This is a genomic window from Pseudomonas sp. LRF_L74, from assembly GCF_965644255.1.
In the GTDB taxonomy this organism is placed as follows: domain Bacteria; phylum Pseudomonadota; class Gammaproteobacteria; order Pseudomonadales; family Pseudomonadaceae; genus Aquipseudomonas.
The window spans coordinates 328,354-346,441 of the sequence record NZ_CBFFRH010000007.1 but is presented as its reverse complement, the minus strand read 5'-3'; the positions used below and the strand labels follow the sequence as shown (position 1 = coordinate 346,441).

Annotated in this window: 19 protein-coding genes; 7 read left to right on the top strand and 12 right to left on the bottom strand. The window is 62.3% G+C overall.

The genetic code is table 11. The features are described 5' to 3' along the window. Nucleotides 1-20: 20 nt before the first annotated feature. The 6 genes from ACSZPK_RS19650 to ACSZPK_RS19625 form a co-directional block, all read right to left on the bottom strand. Entirely contained in the window at nt 21-1,055 is a 1,035-nt protein-coding gene (locus ACSZPK_RS19650; protein WP_437883210.1) for an AAA family ATPase, read from the bottom strand. Further along, nucleotides 1,052-2,287, bottom strand: a complete 1,236-nt coding sequence (locus ACSZPK_RS19645) for a DUF4350 domain-containing protein (protein ID WP_437883209.1) — start codon at nt 2,285-2,287, stop codon at nt 1,052-1,054. The genes ACSZPK_RS19650 and ACSZPK_RS19645 overlap by 4 nt, the downstream gene beginning before the upstream one ends. Next, nucleotides 2,284-3,867 carry a DUF4129 domain-containing protein gene (locus tag ACSZPK_RS19640; RefSeq protein WP_437883208.1) on the bottom strand — a complete coding sequence of 528 codons (1,584 nt, stop codon included), beginning with the start codon at nt 3,865-3,867 and terminating at the stop codon, nt 2,284-2,286. Before ACSZPK_RS19640 ends, ACSZPK_RS19645 begins: the two co-directional genes overlap by 4 nt. Further along, the gene (locus ACSZPK_RS19635; protein WP_437883207.1) at nt 3,854-4,831 is read right to left on the bottom strand and encodes a stage II sporulation protein M; all 978 of its coding nucleotides are present in this window, start codon (nt 4,829-4,831) and stop codon (nt 3,854-3,856) included. Before ACSZPK_RS19635 ends, ACSZPK_RS19640 begins: the two co-directional genes overlap by 14 nt. Continuing rightward, nucleotides 4,828-5,559 (bottom strand): RDD family protein, encoded by a 732-nt coding sequence (locus tag ACSZPK_RS19630; RefSeq protein ID WP_437883206.1) that lies wholly within the window; start codon nt 5,557-5,559, stop codon nt 4,828-4,830. Before ACSZPK_RS19630 ends, ACSZPK_RS19635 begins: the two co-directional genes overlap by 4 nt. Nucleotides 5,560-5,623: 64 nt before the next feature. Continuing rightward, entirely contained in the window at nt 5,624-6,388 is a 765-nt protein-coding gene (locus tag ACSZPK_RS19625; protein ID WP_437883205.1) for a hypothetical protein, read from the bottom strand. Between the two features lie 143 nt (nt 6,389-6,531). Here ACSZPK_RS19625 and sbcB point away from each other — a divergent pair, with 143 nt between their 5' ends. After that, nucleotides 6,532-7,962, top strand: coding sequence for an exodeoxyribonuclease I (gene sbcB, locus ACSZPK_RS19620; protein WP_437883232.1), 1,431 nt, complete (start codon nt 6,532-6,534; stop codon nt 7,960-7,962). 52 nt (nt 7,963-8,014) lie between these two features. Here the strand turns inward: sbcB and mvaT are convergent, their stop codons facing one another. Next, on the bottom strand, nt 8,015-8,395 hold the full coding sequence (gene mvaT / locus ACSZPK_RS19615; RefSeq protein ID WP_437883204.1) for a histone-like nucleoid-structuring protein MvaT: 381 nt from the start codon (nt 8,393-8,395) through the stop codon (nt 8,015-8,017). Between the two features lie 324 nt (nt 8,396-8,719). Here mvaT and purU point away from each other — a divergent pair, with 324 nt between their 5' ends. After that, entirely contained in the window at nt 8,720-9,571 is an 852-nt protein-coding gene (gene purU, locus ACSZPK_RS19610; RefSeq protein WP_437883203.1) for a formyltetrahydrofolate deformylase, read from the top strand. A 20-nt stretch (nt 9,572-9,591) separates the two neighbouring features. Continuing rightward, nucleotides 9,592-9,765: a hypothetical protein gene (locus ACSZPK_RS19605; protein ID WP_437883202.1), complete on the top strand. Its 174-nt coding sequence runs from the start codon at nt 9,592-9,594 to the stop codon at nt 9,763-9,765. A gap of 49 nt (nt 9,766-9,814) precedes the next feature. On the opposite strand, the gene ACSZPK_RS19600 is transcribed toward ACSZPK_RS19605, so the two are convergent. The 3 genes from ACSZPK_RS19600 to ACSZPK_RS19590 form a co-directional block, all read right to left on the bottom strand. After that, nucleotides 9,815-11,287, bottom strand: coding sequence for an inorganic phosphate transporter (locus ACSZPK_RS19600; protein ID WP_437883201.1), 1,473 nt, complete (start codon nt 11,285-11,287; stop codon nt 9,815-9,817). 113 nt (nt 11,288-11,400) lie between these two features. Next, on the bottom strand, nt 11,401-11,595 hold the full coding sequence (locus tag ACSZPK_RS19595) for a hypothetical protein (protein WP_437883200.1): 195 nt from the start codon (nt 11,593-11,595) through the stop codon (nt 11,401-11,403). Nucleotides 11,596-11,785: 190 nt separating this feature from the next. Next, complete coding sequence (locus tag ACSZPK_RS19590) at nt 11,786-12,286, bottom strand: ATP-dependent zinc protease family protein (RefSeq protein ID WP_437883199.1); 501 nt, start codon at nt 12,284-12,286, stop codon at nt 11,786-11,788. A 247-nt stretch (nt 12,287-12,533) separates the two neighbouring features. On the opposite strand from ACSZPK_RS19590, the gene ACSZPK_RS19585 reads away from it, so the two are divergent. From ACSZPK_RS19585 to ACSZPK_RS19575, 3 genes are all read left to right on the top strand, one after another. Beyond that, complete coding sequence (locus ACSZPK_RS19585) at nt 12,534-13,991, top strand: sensor domain-containing diguanylate cyclase (RefSeq protein WP_437883198.1); 1,458 nt, start codon at nt 12,534-12,536, stop codon at nt 13,989-13,991. Nucleotides 13,992-14,151: 160 nt separating this feature from the next. Next, nucleotides 14,152-15,042, top strand: coding sequence for a pseudouridine synthase (locus tag ACSZPK_RS19580; protein WP_437883197.1), 891 nt, complete (start codon nt 14,152-14,154; stop codon nt 15,040-15,042). A 165-nt stretch (nt 15,043-15,207) separates the two neighbouring features. Next, nucleotides 15,208-15,828 carry a DNA-3-methyladenine glycosylase family protein gene (locus ACSZPK_RS19575; protein WP_437883196.1) on the top strand — a complete coding sequence of 207 codons (621 nt, stop codon included), beginning with the start codon at nt 15,208-15,210 and terminating at the stop codon, nt 15,826-15,828. Between the two features lie 3 nt (nt 15,829-15,831). On the opposite strand, the gene ACSZPK_RS19570 is transcribed toward ACSZPK_RS19575, so the two are convergent. Further along, nucleotides 15,832-16,740: an AraC family transcriptional regulator N-terminal domain-containing protein gene (locus tag ACSZPK_RS19570; protein ID WP_437883195.1), complete on the bottom strand. Its 909-nt coding sequence runs from the start codon at nt 16,738-16,740 to the stop codon at nt 15,832-15,834. 336 nt (nt 16,741-17,076) lie between these two features. On the opposite strand from ACSZPK_RS19570, the gene ACSZPK_RS19565 reads away from it, so the two are divergent. Beyond that, entirely contained in the window at nt 17,077-17,376 is a 300-nt protein-coding gene (locus ACSZPK_RS19565; protein ID WP_437883194.1) for a putative quinol monooxygenase, read from the top strand. Nucleotides 17,377-17,462: 86 nt separating this feature from the next. Here the strand turns inward: ACSZPK_RS19565 and ACSZPK_RS19560 are convergent, their stop codons facing one another. Further along, nucleotides 17,463-17,834 carry an I78 family peptidase inhibitor gene (locus ACSZPK_RS19560; protein WP_437883193.1) on the bottom strand — a complete coding sequence of 124 codons (372 nt, stop codon included), beginning with the start codon at nt 17,832-17,834 and terminating at the stop codon, nt 17,463-17,465. Between the last annotated feature and the right edge of the window lie 254 nt (nt 17,835-18,088).

The window sequence follows — 18,088 nt, the reverse complement described above, 5'->3', positions numbered from 1 at the left end:
CTGGCAGGGCCCTGTCTGACTCACAGGCGTGGCGCCGCTACTTGGTCGAGCAACTGTTGCAACACCTGATCCACCGACAGCCCCTCGATATCCAGCTCGGGGGACAGTCGTACACGGTGGCGCAGCACTGCCAGCGCGCAACCCTTGATGTCGTCCGGCAACACGAAGTCGCCACCGCGCAGCAGGGCACGAGCGCGCCCGCCACGGACCAGGGCGATGGACGCGCGCGGCCCGGCCCCCATGGCCAGGCCTGGCCAACTGCGGGTCGCGCGGGCGACGCGCACGGCGTAGTCCAGCACCTGTTCGTCGATGGGCAGGTCACTGGCGATCCTCTGCATGGCCAGGATGTCCTTGGCTTGCAGCAAGGCCCGCAATGGGGCGACGTCGAGCATGTCGGCCTTGGCCGAGCGAGTGACCTGGCGTACCAGCTCCAGTTCTTCGCTTGCCTGTGGATAGTCGATCTTCAGCTTGAGCATGAAACGGTCGAGTTCGGCCTCGGGCAGGGGATAGGTGCCCTCCTGCTCGATCGGGTTTTGCGTGGCCAGCACCAAGAAGGGTTGCGGCACGGCCAAGGCGCGGCCTTCCAGGGTGACCTGGCGCTCTTGCATGACTTCCAGCAAGGCTGCCTGGGTCTTGGCCGGCGCGCGGTTGATTTCGTCAGCCAGCAGCAGGTTGGTGAAGACCGGGCCCTTGCGCAGCTTGAACTGCTCGCTCTGCATGTCATAGACCGCGTGGCCGGTGACATCGCTGGGCATCAGGTCGGGGGTGAACTGGATGCGCGCGAACTCGCCACCGAAGCAACGGGCGAGGGCACGGACCAGCAGGGTCTTGCCCAGCCCCGGTACGCCTTCGATCAACACATGACCGCCAGCGACCAGGGCTGTGACCACGTCGTCGATCACGGCTTGCTGGCCGATCAGGGCTTTCTGCAATTCGCCGCGCAGGGCCTGCAGCATCTGGCTGGCCCGTTGCCGTTGCGAACTGGCTGACGGGGCTGCGGCCGAGGGGGCATGCTCCGGGGCGGCAGGTGTGGATTCCGGTGTGTGTTCGCTCATAGGGCATTCCTGAGTGTTTGCAGGTTCGCGACCTGGCGGGTGAAGTCGGTAGCGGACATCCGTTTGACCGGGCTGGGCTTCATGGCCTGGCTGATGGCGCTGCTGGGAAGTCGGGTGAGGCGGCCCAGCGCGTGCCATTGGTCGGCGATGGCGAGGCGCTCGAAGCCAGGGTGGCGGTGGCGGGCACGGCGCAGGATATCGCGCTGCAGGGCAAGCAGCAGATGCTGTTGGCCGCTGTGCCGCAGGAGGAAGTCGGCACCGCCGCGCAGGTGTTCCTCAAGCTGCCTGCGGGCACGTTCGGGGACGACCTGCAACGGGCCGTGGCGCAGGCCGACATGCCACAGGCTGGCGATGATCAGCAGGACCAGGACGACCAGCGCCAGCGGGTAGTGTTCGAGCAACTGGCTGGCCAGGTTGTCACGCTCGGTGTTGTAGACCAGGGTAACGCTGGTGTCCTGGGTCAGGTACCAGAGCAGCCAGGCGTTGTCGTAATCGGCGATTTCGTCGTTCTGCCAGATCCACGCGTCAGTGAGCACGGTGACCAGGCCTTCGCCGTGGTCGAGCTGCATCATGTGCGTCGCCTCGCCGCTGTTGGCCCAGGCATAGACCTTGTCGTTGGTATCGTAGAGGTGGTACTCGGTATCGAAACCGATGTAGGCGGGGGCCTCTTCGTTTTCCAGATAGATCTTGGTCAGTTCCGGGTAGCGCTCTTCTTCATCGTCGTCTTGCGCCTGTTCCTCGGATTCACTGGCGGAATGCTCCGGTTCGTCTTCGGAGGCCTCTTCATCCTCGGACTCGTCGTCGGCGTCCAGCTCTTCGGTCATGATCTGGTGGATGCCGACGCTGTCCAGCAGCAGGTCTTCGCTCTTGCCCTTTTCCTCGTCCCACAGGCTTTCCGCGATGAACACCAGGTGACCACCCTTGGCTGTCCATTCGAGCAGGCGGCGTGCCTGGCGAGGCGTCATGTCACTGCGGTTGGCGAGCAGCAACAGGGTATGGCCTGCCGCTGGCAGGTCGTCCAGGCCGGCCAGGGTTTCGCTGCGACTGACCTCGATCTTGCGCTTGCGCAGGAACATTTCGGCGGCCAGATAGGGGTTGGCGCTGACTTCGGGGGCCGCGCCATGCTTGATGGTCTTCTGGTAGGGCTCGGCCTGTTCGGCGGCGTATTTGCCGAGCAGCGCCAGGCCGATGAGCAGTCCGCCGCCGATCAGCAACCCGATGATGCGCTTCATGCCGGCGCTCCGGCGGGAAACAGGCGACGCCAGCCCTCACACAGCCCACGCCTGAGAGTGTCTGGCGGCAGGCGATGTCCATAGGCGAGGTTCTGCCAGTGGCGGGTCAGCGTATTGCTGAAGCGGCTCAGCTCTTCCTTCTCCAGTCTTTGTATCAGTCCCAGCACTTCGCCTTCGGTGTGAGAGCCCTTGAGCGGCAGATGGAAGTCATGCAACAGGCGGCTGAGCAGGGCGCGGTAGAGCAGGCCAAGGGCTTCGCGCGGCTGTTCGGCCCAGAGTCGTTCGGCTTCACTGGCCACGTCGTCGGGCAGGCTTTCCGGGGCCACTTCCAACCCGAAAAGCTGGCTCGGCATGGGGCGCACGCGACGCTTGGGCAAGCCAACACCGCTGGCGAATGTCCTCAGCCATTCGCGGTAGCGCCAGGCCAGCAGGACGATCAGGCTCACCAGCAGTCCCCAGAGCAGGACTTCGAAGACTTGCGCGAGGACCTTGAAGCGCTCGAGGCTTTCGAACAGGGCTTCGAGCGCCTTGGACAGTTCCTTGTCGGAGGCGGTGTCTTGTTTTTTCTCTTCTTTCTTGTCGGGATCGCTGAAGCGCCAGAGCGTGACGATTTCGCGATTCTCGAACGGTGGCTCGTCGAGTATCTGCCTGATGTCATCCTGGGAGGCTTTGCTGCTCAGGCTCTGGTGCTGCAGGCGCTCGGCTTCGGGACCGATGGGGTCGACGAAGGGCACCGGGCAACTGGTCGCCTTTTCGCTGTCGTTGGCAAGGACGTGGTCGACGGGGCTGAACAGACAGACACCCAGCGCCAGCAGCACGGCATAGGCACTGCCGCTCAGGCGCTGGCGCAGGCGACGGAAAACCAGTTCGATGTCCCAGGCTTCGAGGGCTGTCCTGCGGTTGAGGTAGAGGGTGAAACCGCAGGACACGTAGATCGGTTCCCAGAACACCAGGGCGAAGGCGTAGAGCAGGTTGGACAGGTGCTCCAGCCACAACCAGTCAGCGTCGCTGCTGAGCAGGCTCTGCCATTCCCAATCGGTCTCCAGTTGCTGTGGCAGCATCATGTACATCAGGCCGACGAGGCCGAAGAAGAACACCACTTCCAGGCCGACGCCGATCAGGGTCAGCCATGTCGAACCGGCACTGTTGCCATGGTTCAGGACTGACAGCCGCCTGCTACGCGTTTCGCCGCTCAGGCCTTCAAGTTGCAGGACCGGCAGGTCGAAGCTGCGGGTGGGGCTGAAGCGGCGCCAGGTCAGGCTGGCGAAAAGCTGTGGCTTGAGCAGGCGCGGCAGGGCTTTGAAGGCCTCGCGCAAGGTTGGCGCGTCTCCGAACAGCGCCTGGGACAGGATGTAGAGCGGCAAGCGTTCCCAGGCGGGTTTCAGCCACCAGAAGATGAAGAATACAGCTGTCGGGTAGCGCCAGAGCAGGGCGGCCAGCACGGCGAAGACCGGCAGGGTCAGCACTGCCCAGGAACTCATCAGCAGCCAGGCATGCCGCTGGGCCAGCAGGACACCCAGGTCGAGGGCCTCCCACGCGCTGCGCGGGCGGATGGCAACGCTGGCGTCAGTCAGGCGCATGGTGGCGTCCGGCAAAAACGATGTAGGCGATCACCAGCGTCCACAGTCCAGCACCCACGGCGTATTTCACGGTGGCGGTGGTGTAGGTCATCGATGACCAGAACGCTTCGATGAAGGCAGCGATGAGCAGGAACAGAATGACCCCCGCGACCAGTTGGATGGCGCGTTTGGATGCCAGCCGCAGCGCCTCGCCGCGTCGCAGTTGGCCGGGGGCGAGCAGGGCCCAGCCCAGTTTGAAACCGGCCGCGCCGGCGAAGGCGATGGCCGTCAGTTCGAAGGCGCCATGGCCGATGACGAACGACCAGAAGGTCTCGCTGTAGCCGATACGGGTCAGGTGACCGGCCACCGCGCCGATCATCAGGCCGTTGAACAACAGGAAGAACAGGCTGCCCAGGCCGAACAGCAAGCCGCCGGCGAAGGTCTGAAAACCGATGCCGATGTTGTTCATGATGTAGTGGCCGAACATCATCCAGTCCTCGCTCGAACCCCGTTCGTTGAAGCGCCCGATGCGGCGTGCTTCCGGGTCGTACATGCTTTCCATGCTGGCAACCTGGCTGGGGTCCATGACGCTGTAGATCAGGTCGGGAAAGCCCCAGGTAAGCAGGCCCATGCCGATCAGACTACCGAAAAACAGCAGGCAGGCGAGGCTCACCGCCCGCCATTCGCTGCGAATCAGTCGTGGAAAGCCGGCGATGATGAAGTGAATGATCTGCCCGCCAATATGGCTGTGGTGCCGATAGAGCTGTTGGTGCCCGCGCATCGCCAGTTGCTGCAACTGGTCGATCAGGTGGCTGCTGTAACCGCGCTCCTGGGCCAGTGCCAGATGCTGGCAGATGTGCCGGTAGTCGGCGGAGAAGTGTGCGCATTCCTTGGCTTGCGCCTTGTTGCGCTCGAGCGCTGCGAGCAGTGTGGTGAAACGCTGCCAATGCTCGGCGTGGCGTTGCTCGAACAACTGCTGTTTCATGTCGCCCCCATCAGCCCGCGGGCGATGGCGTTTATCTTGCCCTCGGCCTGTTCGGCGGGGACTTGCAAGGGCTCGGCGAGAATGCTGGCCACTTCACTGCGGCGCGCACTGGAGAGTCCGGCCTGGCGTTCGACGAAACCGAGCAATGCGCGCTGCTCGTCGAGGTTCAGCGGGAAGGGCGCGCGCTCTACATCACCCTCCGGGATCGGCGGGCGCTTGGGCGTGTCGTCGCGATAGACCACCAGGGTTCCGGCGGCCAGGTCGCCGAGGCGCTTGAACGCCGGGTGGCTGAGGCAACTGATCAGGCCCAGGCAGTAGGCGAACGGCAGCATGTCGACGAAACGCAGCAGGTTGCGGGTCAGCGAAGCGCCCCAGCCCACCGGCGTGCCGTCGTCATGTACCACGCGCAGCCCCATGATCTGCTTGCCGGGCGAGCGCCCTTGGTTGAGCACCTCGAACAACACCATGTACCACCAACTGACCAGGAACACGACGATGCTGACCATGCCCTTGCCAAAACCGCCGAGCAGGGCCAGGACGATGAACGCGAGCAACAGGATGGCGCCGCGCAACAGCAGGTCGAGAAGGAAGGCGAGGATGCGCGGGATCGCACTGGCCGGGCGCAGGACCAGATCGATACCTTCCGGCGTTTCCACATGGTGGCGTGTGTCCAGCGCGGGCATGCCGGTTACCGGCGAGTCGCTGAGCGTATTGGACGAGGGCGGCATTCGGTCAACTGCATCGATAAGGTGCCTGGGTGCCGGGCCACGGGAGTGGCCCGGTCGATAGAGGTCAGGCCGCCGGTGCCGGCAGCACGCCGAAGATGATGCGATAGAGAATGCCCATGCCGATGATGAACATCGGCAGTGTCCAGACCAAGCCGATGAACAGCGGGATGGCGCTGACCGCCATGATCAGTCCGAGGACCAGGAACAGGCCGAACGCCTTGAACCAATGCTGGCTGATCGCCTTGCGCGAGGCTTCCAGGGCCTGCCAGGGCGACAGGCCGCGCTCGACCACCAGCGGAATCGCCAGCATGTAGGCGACGCTGAGGTAGATGCCGGGGAGCACGAACAGCAGCATGCCGATATAGATCAGTACCATCATCAGCAGGCCGGTGAGCAGGACCGGCACGAAGCGGCCCATGTGGGCGAAGATTTCGTTGAACGACACGGGCTGGTCGGCGGCACGGCGGATGCCGACCATGTTGACGCCGGCGAGCAGCGGGTAGGAGCAGGCGGAGGCGATTATCGACACCACGAACTGGCCGATGAAGATGCCGGTGATGGTGCTCTCGTCAGCCAGGCCGATCAGGCCGAATATGAAGCCGAGGATGAAGGTCGCCAGCATCATTACCGCGTAATAGATCAGGGCTCCGCCGATGATGATGCCCTTGGTGCCTTTCACGCGTTCCCAGGACTCGCTCAGCACGTCACTGATGGTGTAGTCGTAGCCACGGTTCAGGGCTTCTTCGATGCTTGGAACCTTGCTCAGATCCAACTCTTGCAGGTTGCTGGCGGGAGCTGCGTAAGGGTTGGGAGCGCTGGATTCGCTCATGGTGACGATCCTTGTTGATGGGCGGGGGGCGTAATGCTATCGGCAAGCCGTGTCGCGCGGCAAGCGATGTGCGGGAAGGACGTGAGGCAAGTCATGATTTCACGGTGCTAGACTGCGGCGGCTATCAACTTCCGAGGTCCGCCGTGAGCGCGAGTATTTTCTGGTACGACTACGAGACCACCGGCATCAATCCCCGGAGCGACCGGCCGTTGCAGGTTGCCGGTATCCGCACCGACGAAGCGCTCAACGAGATCGCTGAGCCGGTGAATCTGTATTGCCGGCTGTCCGCCGATATCCTGCCGCACCCGGCGGCCTGTCGTATCACCGGCATCGCTCCGGGCACCCTGGCTGAAAAGGGCCTCGGAGAAGCGGAGTTCATGGCCGCCGTGCATGCTCAGTTGTCGCTGCCCGGGACCTGTGGCGCGGGTTACAACAGCCTGCGCTTCGATGATGAAGTCACGCGTTACGGCCTGTATCGCAACTTCTACGACCCCTATGCTCGCGAGTGGCAGGGGGGCAACAGTCGCTGGGACCTGATCGATCTGCTGCGCATGACCTACGCGCTGCGCCCGGAGGGCATCGAGTGGCCACGTGATGATGACGGGCGTGTATCGCTGAAGCTGGAAAGGCTGACCGTGGCCAATGGCATCGAGCACGGCCAGGCTCATGATGCGTTGTCCGATGTGCGGGCGACTATCGAGCTGGCGCGTCTGCTCCGTTCCCGTCAACCCAGGCTTTACGATTTCCTCTATCAGTTGCGCAGCAAGCACCGGGTCATGCAACAGATACAGTTGTTGCAGCCGTTGTTGCATGTATCCGGGCGCTTTTCCGCCGCACGTAATTACCTGGCAGTGGTTCTGCCACTGGCCTGGCATCCGCGTAATCGTAATGCATTGATCGTGTGCGATCTCCAGGCGGACCCAGGCCCGTTGTTCGATTATTCGGCGGATGAACTTCGCCAGCGCCTCTATCAGCGCCGCGACGAATTACCTGAGGGGATATTGCCGGTGCCGCTCAAGTTGTTGCATATCAATCGTTGCCCCGCGGTGGCGCCATTGAAAGTGCTGCGGCCCGGGGATGCTGAGCGTTTGCAATTGGATATGGCGGCGATCATGCGTTGTTCGGAGGATATTGTTGCCCGGCAGCCACAGTGGCATGACAAGTTAACGGCTTTATATGACAGTGATGGTTTCGAACCTGTCGAAGATCCTGAGCAAAGACTCTATTCAGGTTTCCTGGGGGATCGTGACAAGCGTCTGTGCGAGCAGGTGCGTGAGGCGAGTCCGGACGAGTTGGCGCATAACTGGGCATTTGTCGACGAGCGCTTGCCGGAACTGCTCTTTCGTTATCGGGCGCGCAATTTCCCGCAGTCTCTGAGTGTGGCGGAAAACGAGCGTTGGCAAACTTTCTGCCGGGCCCGTCTGACCGATCCGGCAATGGGCGCGCCGCTGACACTTGCAGATTTCGAGCAGGCCATGATCGAGCAATGGCCGCAGGCCAACGTTGCCGTTCAGGCGGTGTTGGCGGCATGGCAGGAGCATGTCGCGGCGTTACGTGCAAAGCTGCTCCTGTAAGTGTAGCGCGCAATAAAAAACCGGCGTTTGCCGGTTTTTTATTGTGCTGCGATCAGCCCAACAGCGTGGACCAGCTTTCGACAGTGTCGGCGCCCCATTTGGCTTTCCACTCTTTCAGAGTCTTGTGATTACCACCTTTGGTTTCGATCACTTCGCCGGTATTCGGGTTCTTGTATTGCTTGACCTTGCGCGTACGCTTGCTGGCAGTTACCGCTTTAGCGGTGGCACGAGCAACTTTGCCCGTCTTGGCCTCAGGGTCGAGCAACGCGATGATGTCGCGCAGGGATTTCTGATATTCGCCCATCAGCGTACGCAGTTTCCCTTCGAACTCCAGTTCCTTTTTCAGTTTGTCATTCTGAGAAAGGCTTTTCAGGCGCTCTTGAAGTTCCTTGATGGTTTCTTCTATCTGGCGGTATTCGTTGATCAGCGACATGGAGGTACCTTGATGTCCGGTGAGAGTTGGCTGTGCGCTAGATAGTAGTCAGAGTAATTAAACAAGTAAATGATTCCGGAAAACTTTGCGCGTTTTGATGGCTGATTAATGACGAGGAGATAATCGCTCGAACATAACCCGATCAAATTCCCGGTGTGGCGATTTGCAGAAATATCGAGTTATTCGTGCTCGCGAAAAGTAATAGGGCGAGTTTGCTGGCGCGATGCTTGTCAGCATGAGGGTGCGACGGCCCGCTTCTATCGCTCGACGGCCTATGCCGGTGAAACTAGAATGGCGGCCTTGCGAAGTTTTTGGAGTTTCCCCATGCGCACTTTCCGTCTGGTCATCGCCTGTCCGGACCGTGTTGGCATTGTTGCCAAAGTCAGCGGCTTCCTCGCCACCTATAACGGCTGGATCAACGAGGCCAGTCATCATTCGGACAACGAGAGTGGCTGGTTCTTCATGCGCCACGAGATTCGTGCCGACTCGCTGCCGTTCGACCTCGATGGCTTCCGCCAGGCGTTTTCGCCGATTGCCCGGGAGTTCTCGATGGCGTGGCGGGTGACCGATTCCGAGCGCAAGAAGCGCGTGGTGCTGATGGCCAGCCGTGATTCTCATTGCCTGGCCGACTTGTTGCACCGCTGGCACAGTGGCGAAATGGATTACGAAATCCCCTGCGTGATCTCCAACCATGATGACTTGCGCAGCATGGTCGAGTGGCATGGCATCCCGTTCCATCATGTGCCGGTCAACCCCCAGGACAAGAAACCGGCTTTCGGTGAGGTTTCGCGACTGGTGGGCGAGTGCAACGCGGACGCCGTGGTGCTGGCGCGCTACATGCAGATCCTGCCGCCGCAACTGTGCCAGGACTTCGCCGGCCGGGTGATCAACATCCACCACAGTTTCCTGCCGTCCTTCGTTGGCGCCAAGCCTTACCATCAGGCCTCCCAGCGTGGCGTCAAGCTGATCGGCGCCACTTGTCACTACGTCACCGAGGAGCTGGATGCCGGTCCTATCATCGAGCAGGACGTGGCGCGCATTTCCCATCGCGACAGCATCGATACCATGGTGCGCCTGGGCAAGGACGTGGAGAAGCTGGTGCTGGCTCGTGGCTTGCGTGCGCATCTGGAAGACCGTGTGCTGATCCACGACAACAAGACCGTGGTCTTCGACTGACCTGCAACGAGGTGCCTGCGATGAGCGACCCGCGCCAGCCTGGAAGTGCAACGCCGCCGCCAACCATCGGCGAAGGCTGCGTGCGTCGCTACGATCCGCAGGCGCTGAGTGAGGACGCTGGTACGGACTTCCCCGATGCCGAGGCGCTGTGGCAGGAGCTCGAGCGGGAGCGCAAGCGATCCGAAGGACAATGACAAATGAAAAAGGCGCCTCGCGGGGCGCCTTTTTCGTGGTGGCTGGTTATCAGCCGAAGATCAGCGTCGCGCTGTAGAACAGGCCGGCCGCCAGCGCCATCGAGGCGGGCAGGGTGAGTATCCAGGCCAGCAGGATGTTGCTCACGGTGCTGGACTGCAGGCCACTGCGGTTGGCGACCATGGTGCCGGCCACGCCCGATGACAGCACGTGGGTGGTGGATACCGGCAGGCTGTAGACGTTGGCCAGGCCAATGGCGCAGGCCGCGGTGATCTGCGCGCTCATGCCCTGGGCGTAGGTCATGCCTTGCTTGCCAATTTTCTCGCCGACGGTTTTTACCACGCGCTTCCAGCCGACCATGGTGCCGATCCCGAGGGCCAGGGCCACGGCAATGATTACCCAGAACGGTGCATATTCGGTGGTGGCCGTGAGGTCCTTGCGCAGCTTATCCAGGTCGGACTTCTCGCGGGCGGGCAGGTTGTCCAGCTTGCCGACTTTCTTCGCCGAGTCATCCAGGCACAGCAGGTAGCGACGGATTTCGATGCGACTTTCTTCGTTCAGGCTGTGGTAGTCCTTCACCCCATCCAGATTCTTGAGCAATGCATCGATGGTCGGCTGGGTCAGCTTGGGATCGCAGCGGAACTGCTTGGGCAACTCGGAGTTGCCGGTCTTGCCGAGGGCCAGGTATTCGCTCAGCGTCGGCGCATTGCGTTGGTAGAAGTCATTCAGGTGCAGGGCGGCATCGCGGGTGCGTTCGATCTGGTAGGTGGTGCTGCCAAGGTCGAGGACGAACTTGGCCGGCACGATGCCGATCAGTACCAGCATGATCAGGCCGATGCCTTTCTGGCCGTCGTTGGAGCCATGTACGAAGCTCACCGCCATGGCTGAAACGATCAGCACCAGGCGGTTCCAGAACGGCGGCTTGTTCTTGCCCTTGGTTTCCTTGCGGTTCTCGGGGGTGCTGTGCACCTTGGGCGTCGGCATCCAGCGCTTGAGGGCCAGCAGGAGAATGGCGGCGACGATGAAGCCGGCGACTGGCGAGAAGATCAGCGACAGGCCGATGTCGATGGCTTTCTGCCAGTTCACGCCATCGCCGAGGGGGATGTCGGTGAGCAGGGCATTGGCCAGGCCCACGCCGAGGATCGAGCCGATCAGCGTGTGTGAGCTGGAGGCCGGAATGCCGAAATACCAGGTGCCCAGGTTCCAGGTGATCGCCGCTGCCAGCAGGGCGAAAACCATGATCAGGCCATGGGCGGTGTTGACGTTGATCAGCAATTCGACTGGCAGCAGGTGGACGATGGCATAGGCCACGCCGACGCCGCCCAGCAGTACACCGAAGAAGTTGAAGATGCCCGACAGAACCACCGCGAGGTGCGGCGGCATGGCTTTGGTATAGATGACGGTCGCGACGGCATTGGCCGTATCGTGAAAGCCGTTGATGAATTCGAAGGTGAGGACGAATGCCAGGGCGAGCACCAGGCTCAACGCCAGCCAGGCATCGAGCCCGCTGAATAATTCGAACATGAAGGTTTAATGACCGACTCATTAAGGGGCGGCGATTATGCCAGATAAGACCCTGGATCTGTTGACGTTTCAGCGCGCGTTGCGCCGAAAGGTCATAGTAGCGGGGGATGGCTTCAGTCTTCCGAGCGGCTCTTTTCGATCTTCTGCAGTTCCTGCTGGAATGCCTGATCGATAAGGCTGGGGCGCTTGCGCCAGGGCTTGCGTTCGGGGTCCGGCTGCGCCGCGTAGGTCACGACTTCCCCGCCATATACGTCCTTGTAACGTTGCTCCTGGCGTTCGAGTTCGGCGCGCAGTTCGTCTTTCGTCACTTAATTACCCTTGTTCCGTGTACTGCCATCAAGGATGGCCGCATTTTCTGCATGGAGGATTCGCATCCGAACCTTTCGGGAAGGCCGATTGCGTCGATGGCATCGGCACTGACAAGGTGGAGCGGGTTGCGATTATATAGGCTGGCAAACGCTTTGCTAGCGTGCCTCCCGGGCGAGGATCGCCGTGCAATTATGCGCCGTGCGGGCAGTTGGGTTTGATCGTGAACGTACGCGATACATCTACCGGTCCGAGGTGCTCCAGGGTACGGCGGCCGATAAGCACCGGGTAGTTCATGTCTTCCCGGTCGCGCAGGGTGAACTGCTCTTCATACGCCTGGTTGCCGATACAGACCTTCATCAGTACCACTGGGCGGCTGTCGGAGCCGCCGGCACCGCGGACCTTGACGTTACGTTCGACCTTGCGCTCGTAGGTACGCTCGCTACGCTTGTCGTCCCTGCCGCGGGATTCGACCTTGAAGCGCACCCACTTTTCGCCGTTCTTTTCGAAGCGCTGGATGCCCTCGGCATCCAGCGAGGATGTCAGCGCGCCGGTATCCATCTTCATCTTGAAGGGCAGGTTGTCCGGCAGCAGCAGGCCATTCTCGATCCAGCCTACGCCCTGGGCGGGAGCCGCCTGGGCCAGGGTGCCAGCGAGCAGTAGGGCGAACAGCGGCAATGCGAATGGTTTCAAGGGATACTCCTGTGGATGGAACGCGCGCGACCGTCAAGATTTGTCCGCGGCGAACCTGCAAGGTTCGCCTTGGTTATCAAGGGGGGCGCCAAGATGGCGATATTTTTCTATCATTGCCCCATTACAACAAGCGTGACCAGCGTAACGGATGACACAGACGAAACCCCCTCTCAAACCATGGCGAAGCTGGCTGCTGGAGCCAGCGATACTGCCATTCGCGCGTTTTTTTGTCGTCCTCGTCTGCCTGGTGCCCGTTGCCATCGTTGGCTGGCTGAGCTGGGCGGCGTATGGCGTGCAGTTGCGCGAGTCGCAGATCGAGACCGCCAACCTGGCTTCTGCCCTGGCGCGCCAGGCCGGCGATACGTTGAAGAAAGCCGATACCGTACTCATCGACCTGACCGAGCGGGTACGGGTAGATGGGCAGATGGAAGCGCAACGTGACCGCCTGCAACGCCTCATGCAGACCTACGTCTCCGAGCAGGCGGAACTGCAAGGGCTGTTCGTCTATGACGCACAGGGCGAGTGGCTGGTGACATCGTTCGGCAAGATACCGCCTGGTGCCAATAATGCCGATCGCGAATATTTCATCTATCACCGCAACGATCCCGATGATCGTGCCCCTCATGTCGGCCCGCCGATCCGTAGTCGCACCACCGGCCAGTGGGTCATCCCGTTGTCGCGGCGGCTGGAGGACGCCCAGGGCCGCTTTGCCGGGGTGATCCTGGCGACCATCTCCATCGATTACTTCCGCAACTTTTACGCAACCTTCGACGTGCGCCGCAATGGCTCCATCAGTCTGGTGCGCAGCAGCGGCGAGATCCTGGTGCGCATGCCATTCGATGAAAGGCAGATCGGCATGGACCTGTCCAAGGGCGTGATCTTCCGCCAGTTGCTGCCCAACAGCCCGGTCGGCAACGTAATCCTGCCGTCGCAGATCGATGGCATGGTGCGCCTGTGCAGCTATCGTGCGTTGCAGCATTACCCGCTGATCGTGGTCACGGCCCTGGCGCGTGACGATGTGCTTGCCAAATGGTGGCGTGACTCCATCGTGCAACTGCTGGTGGTTGTGGCGCTTTGCGCCACGCTGGGACTGGCCGGTTTCTACTTGATCCGCCTGATCAAGCATGGCCAGCAGGCCCAGGCCGAACTGCTGGCTACCCGCGATGCCTTATGCAATTCCAATACCCGCCTGGAGCAACTGGCGCTGGAAGACGATCTGACACGCCTGGCCAACCGGCGGCGTTTCATGCAGGCCCTGCACGACGAGTTTGCCCGCGCCTACCGAACCCAACGGCCGATGGCGCTGGTGATCCTGGATGTCGATCACTTCAAGCAGTACAACGACATTTATGGCCATGCCAACGGCGACGACTGCCTGCAGCAGGTGGCCCAGGTGATCCGTTCGGCACAGAAGCGTCCGGGAGACCTGGCGGCTCGCTACGGTGGCGAGGAGTTTTGCCTGCTGCTGCCGGAAACTGATCTGCCTGGCGCCAGGCAGGTCGCCGAACGTGTCTTGACCGACCTGGCGGCGCGGAATATCGACCACGCCGGCAGCCCCTTGCGGCGGGTGAGTTTGAGTGCCGGCGTGTATGCCAGCGTGCCGGATGACTGCCTCGACCCGCAGGGAGTCATACGCAAAGCCGATGCCGCGCTCTATGCCGCCAAGGCCGCTGGGCGCAACCAGGTGTGTAGCCAGGCCGATTAGGCTGGCGCCGATGAATGCCGACGGTTCCGTCGCTGTCGGGCCGCATACCTGTCGACGGGGTGGCAAGCTGGACTGCTCGCCATTGGCTGGACCGGGCCTCCGGCCTGGCGCTGGCGCCGCAGGTGTGAATAATGCGCCTTCGATTCCGGCAGCTTGGCTCATGACTGATTCCACTCCCGCTATTCGCCCCAGCATCCTGCATCTGCCGGCCGGGCCTTGGTCCACGGTACTCGACTGCCTGTGCGCGCATTTTCCGGCCATCGCTCGCGAGGTCTGGCTACAGCGCATGGCCCAGGGCAAGGTGCTGGATGCCGACGACAGGCCGATAGGGCCGGCGCATCCTTATCGCCAGGGGTTGCGGGTCCAGTATTTCCGCGAGGTGGCGCAGGAAACGCGGATTCCTTTCGACGAGCGGGTGCTGTACGCCGACGAGCACCTGATCGTCGCCGACAAGCCGCATTTCCTCCCGGTGATGCCGGCCGGCGAATACGTCGAAGAAACGTTGCAGGCGCGTTTGGCACGGCGCCTGGGCAACCCCGATCTGGTGCCGTTGCATCGCATAGACCGACCTACGGCTGGCCTGGTGATGTTCTCCGCCGAGCCGAGCACGCGCGGGCTCTACCAGGCGCTGTTTCGCGAGCGGCGTATCGACAAGCGCTATGAAGCCATCGCCCCTGCGCTGCCGCACCTTGAATTCCCGCTGCTGCGTGCCACGCGGCTGGTGCCTGGCGAGCCCTTCTTTCGCATGCGGGAAGGCGAGGGCGAGCCGAATAGCTTCACCCGTCTCGAGGTGATCGAGCGCAACGGCGAATGGTGGCGCTATCGGCTGTACCCAATAAGCGGCAAGAAGCATCAACTGCGGGTACACATGGCGGCGCTGGGCGCCGGCATTCGGAACGACACGTTTTATCCACGGCTGAACGACGAGCGCGATGCGCCCGACGACTACAAGCGACCGCTGAAACTGCTGGCGCAGACTTTGGACTTCGTCGATCCGGTCAATGGGTTGCCGCGCCATTTCGAGAGCGACCTGGCGCTGGACTGGGACTGAGCCCATTTTGAAAGTCATGCGAGAGCGGCCGGGCGTGCTAGGGTCTGTTGGCGTCGCTGGAGCAAGGCCATGCGGACGTCGGAATTCAGCCAGTCCGCGAGTCAAGAAACGAAGTCGAACGTCCGCTGCCGCCTCGAAAGCCACCGGCCCATAACGATGCCTGCCATGACCGACTCATACCGCAACGCCGAAATCTACCTGAGCCAGGCCGATGCCGACCTGGCGGGCCTCATCGCCCGGGTCGGGCCCTGCCTGCTCGAACCCAAGACGCAGCGTGAACCCTACGAGGCGCTGGTGCGGGCCGTGGCTTACCAGCAATTGCATGCGCGAGCCGCCGAGGCGATGCTCGCGCGCCTGTTGACGCTGTTTCCCGGGCAAGACTTTCCCGGCGCTGACCAGTTGTCGCTGACCAGCCCAGAGGTACTACGAGGCTGTGGCTTTTCCGGGCGCAAGGCCGAGACCATCCACGGCATCGCTTCAGGCGTGGCCAGCGGCCTGGTGCCTTCGCTGGAGGAGGCGGCGCGGCTGAACGACGGCGATTTGGTCGAGCGCCTGACCGCACTGCGCGGCATCGGGCGCTGGACCGTGGAAATGCTACTGATCTACAGCCTGCAACGCATGGACATCCTGCCGGTGGATGACTTCGGCATCCGTGAAGGCTACCGGCGCCTCAAGGGGCTGGGCAAGGCGCCGAGCCCGCGTCAGTTGCGTGACCTCACCGAGCCCTGGCAGCCCTGGCGCAGCGTGGCGTCCTGGTACCTGTGGCGGGCCGCCGAAGGATGTTGACGCTCAGCCGGCGTTGCGCAGGCGCGCTAGGTCGCGCAGCGGTGGCGCACCGAACAGGCGGCTGTACTCGCGGCTGAATTGCGAGGGGCTTTCGTAGCCCACGCGGTAACCGGCGGCGGCCGCTTCCAGGTTCTCGCACAGCATCAGGCGCCGGGCTTCCTGCAGGCGCAGTTGTTTCTGGTACTGCAACGGGCTCATCGCCGTGATGGCCTTGAAGCGATGGTGCAGGGTCGACGGGCTGAGGTTGGCGAAGCGTGCCAGGTCCTCGATGCGCAGCGGTTCGTGGTAGTTCTGGTTGAGCCACTCGATGGCACGGGTCACCCGGTGGGTATGGCTGTCGGTGTTGGCGATGTCGCGCAGGATCTGTCCGGCCGGACTGCACAGCAGGCGATAGAGGATTTCCCGTTGGATCAGAGGCGACAGCACCGGAATGTCCCGAGGCGTATCGAGCAATTGCAGCAGGCGCAGTACCGGGTCGAGCAACTGGGCGTCCAGGCGGTCCACGTACATGCCGCGCCCGCTTCCCGCAGGCACGCCCACGGGGCCGGCCTCGGCGATCAGGTTGCTGATGTCCGCGGGGTCGATATCCAGGCGCAGGCTGAGGTAGGGCTCCTCGACCGATGCCTGGGTGATCTGGCCGGTGACCGGCAAGGTCACCGAAGCCACCAGGTAGTGCATCGGGTCGTAGACGAAGCGTTCCTCGTCGAGCAGGACGATTTTCTGTCCCTGGGCGATCAGGCACAGCGCCGGTTGGTACAGCGCGTGCTGACCCATGGCCGAAGGGGCGGTGCTGCGAAACAGCGCCAGGCGCTCGATGGCACCCTGGTTGATGCCATCTTCAGGAGCGAAACGGTCGATCTGCCGGGTCAGCAGATGATGGCGCGATTCGATGTCGGGCGTTTGGGTCAGCATGACGTACCTCCGGGAACGTGGGGTCAAGCATACGTCCATAACGGAAAGAGGGTGCGCCTTCCGGCAGGATCGGGCAATCACTGTGCAGGATCGTGCCAGTGGTTCGCGCATCCCTGCCAGACGAATGTTTCAAGAGCATGGCAGGAAGAAATGCTTGCATGGGCTTGCCACAGAATCAGGCAAGTATTCGACAGTATCCGGATAGCGACCCACGGGCGCGGGCTGGCAAGCTGCATATGCTCGACCGGGCCAGTGATCCGGCAGAGGCGATCCAGGCCTGCCATAGAAAAAGGCCAGGTCTGCGTTCAGCGAAACCGCGCTTCAGGGGGAACCGACATGCATCACGCAATCAGCATTGCCCATATCCACTGCGGATTCGGCGCCAGCGAGAAGCTGGCGCCGCTACTCACCGAACTGGCCAGCCGCAGCCGCGACGAGTGCGGTTGCCTGTCCTATGCCCTGCTGCGTGATGGCGAATGCTGGACGTTGCGTGGCGAGTGGCTCGATGAACCGGCGCTGCTGGCGCATCTGCGCCAGCCTCATCTGCAGGTGTTCGGCCAGTTGCTGGCCAGCGGCCTGATCCGTCATCTGGCCGTGTCCACAGAGGTGGAGCCGGCGTTGAAGCTTGCTTCGTAGATAGCATGTGCAGTGTTCAGTGCCGGCCTTGGTGCCACTCGCCGCGAGCGGTGGCTTCGTGACCATACCGGCGGGCCCGCGAAACCTCAGCCGCAATTGAGGCTGAGAACGGCACCGGCATCGCTGGTGTCGATGTTCAGGCGCTGGCCGTTGTAGTCCAGAGTGACGGCCTCGTGCGGGGCGGTGATACGCACATAACGTGCACCGGCTTTGTCCCGCGCGTTTTCCACCAGCGTCCTGGTAACCGTTTTGCCGACTAGGTTCTGTACGCCATCGGCGTTGCAGCGTGAGTCGAGGCCGGCCTTGGGCTCGCTCAGTTGCGAGGTATCGACGTCCTCGGCCTGGGCCTGGACGGCGGAAGCCGCGGTCTTGGCCGGGGCGGTTGCGGGGGGGCTGCTGCAGCCGCTCAGCAGGGCGAGGGTGATCAGAGCCGGGAGGGTGTATTGGCCGGTCATCATGCTTCCTTCGTTGGGGCGGAAAAAAGGTATGTGCGGATCATAACCAATCGCAACGCCTTGTGGTTCTCTCCTGAGAGGACGCTGGCGTGCGTCGGTTCAAATCCGTGAAGGTCCAGGCAATGTTTAGTGCGGCTCTATCTGAAGGTGCGAGAAATCGAATTTAATCGATCTGTCGGCCTGTGCGAGTCTCCAAGGCCATGAATTCGCCAACCGTCCCGACCGCTGTTTTTCGTACATCCCTCTGGATGCGCATG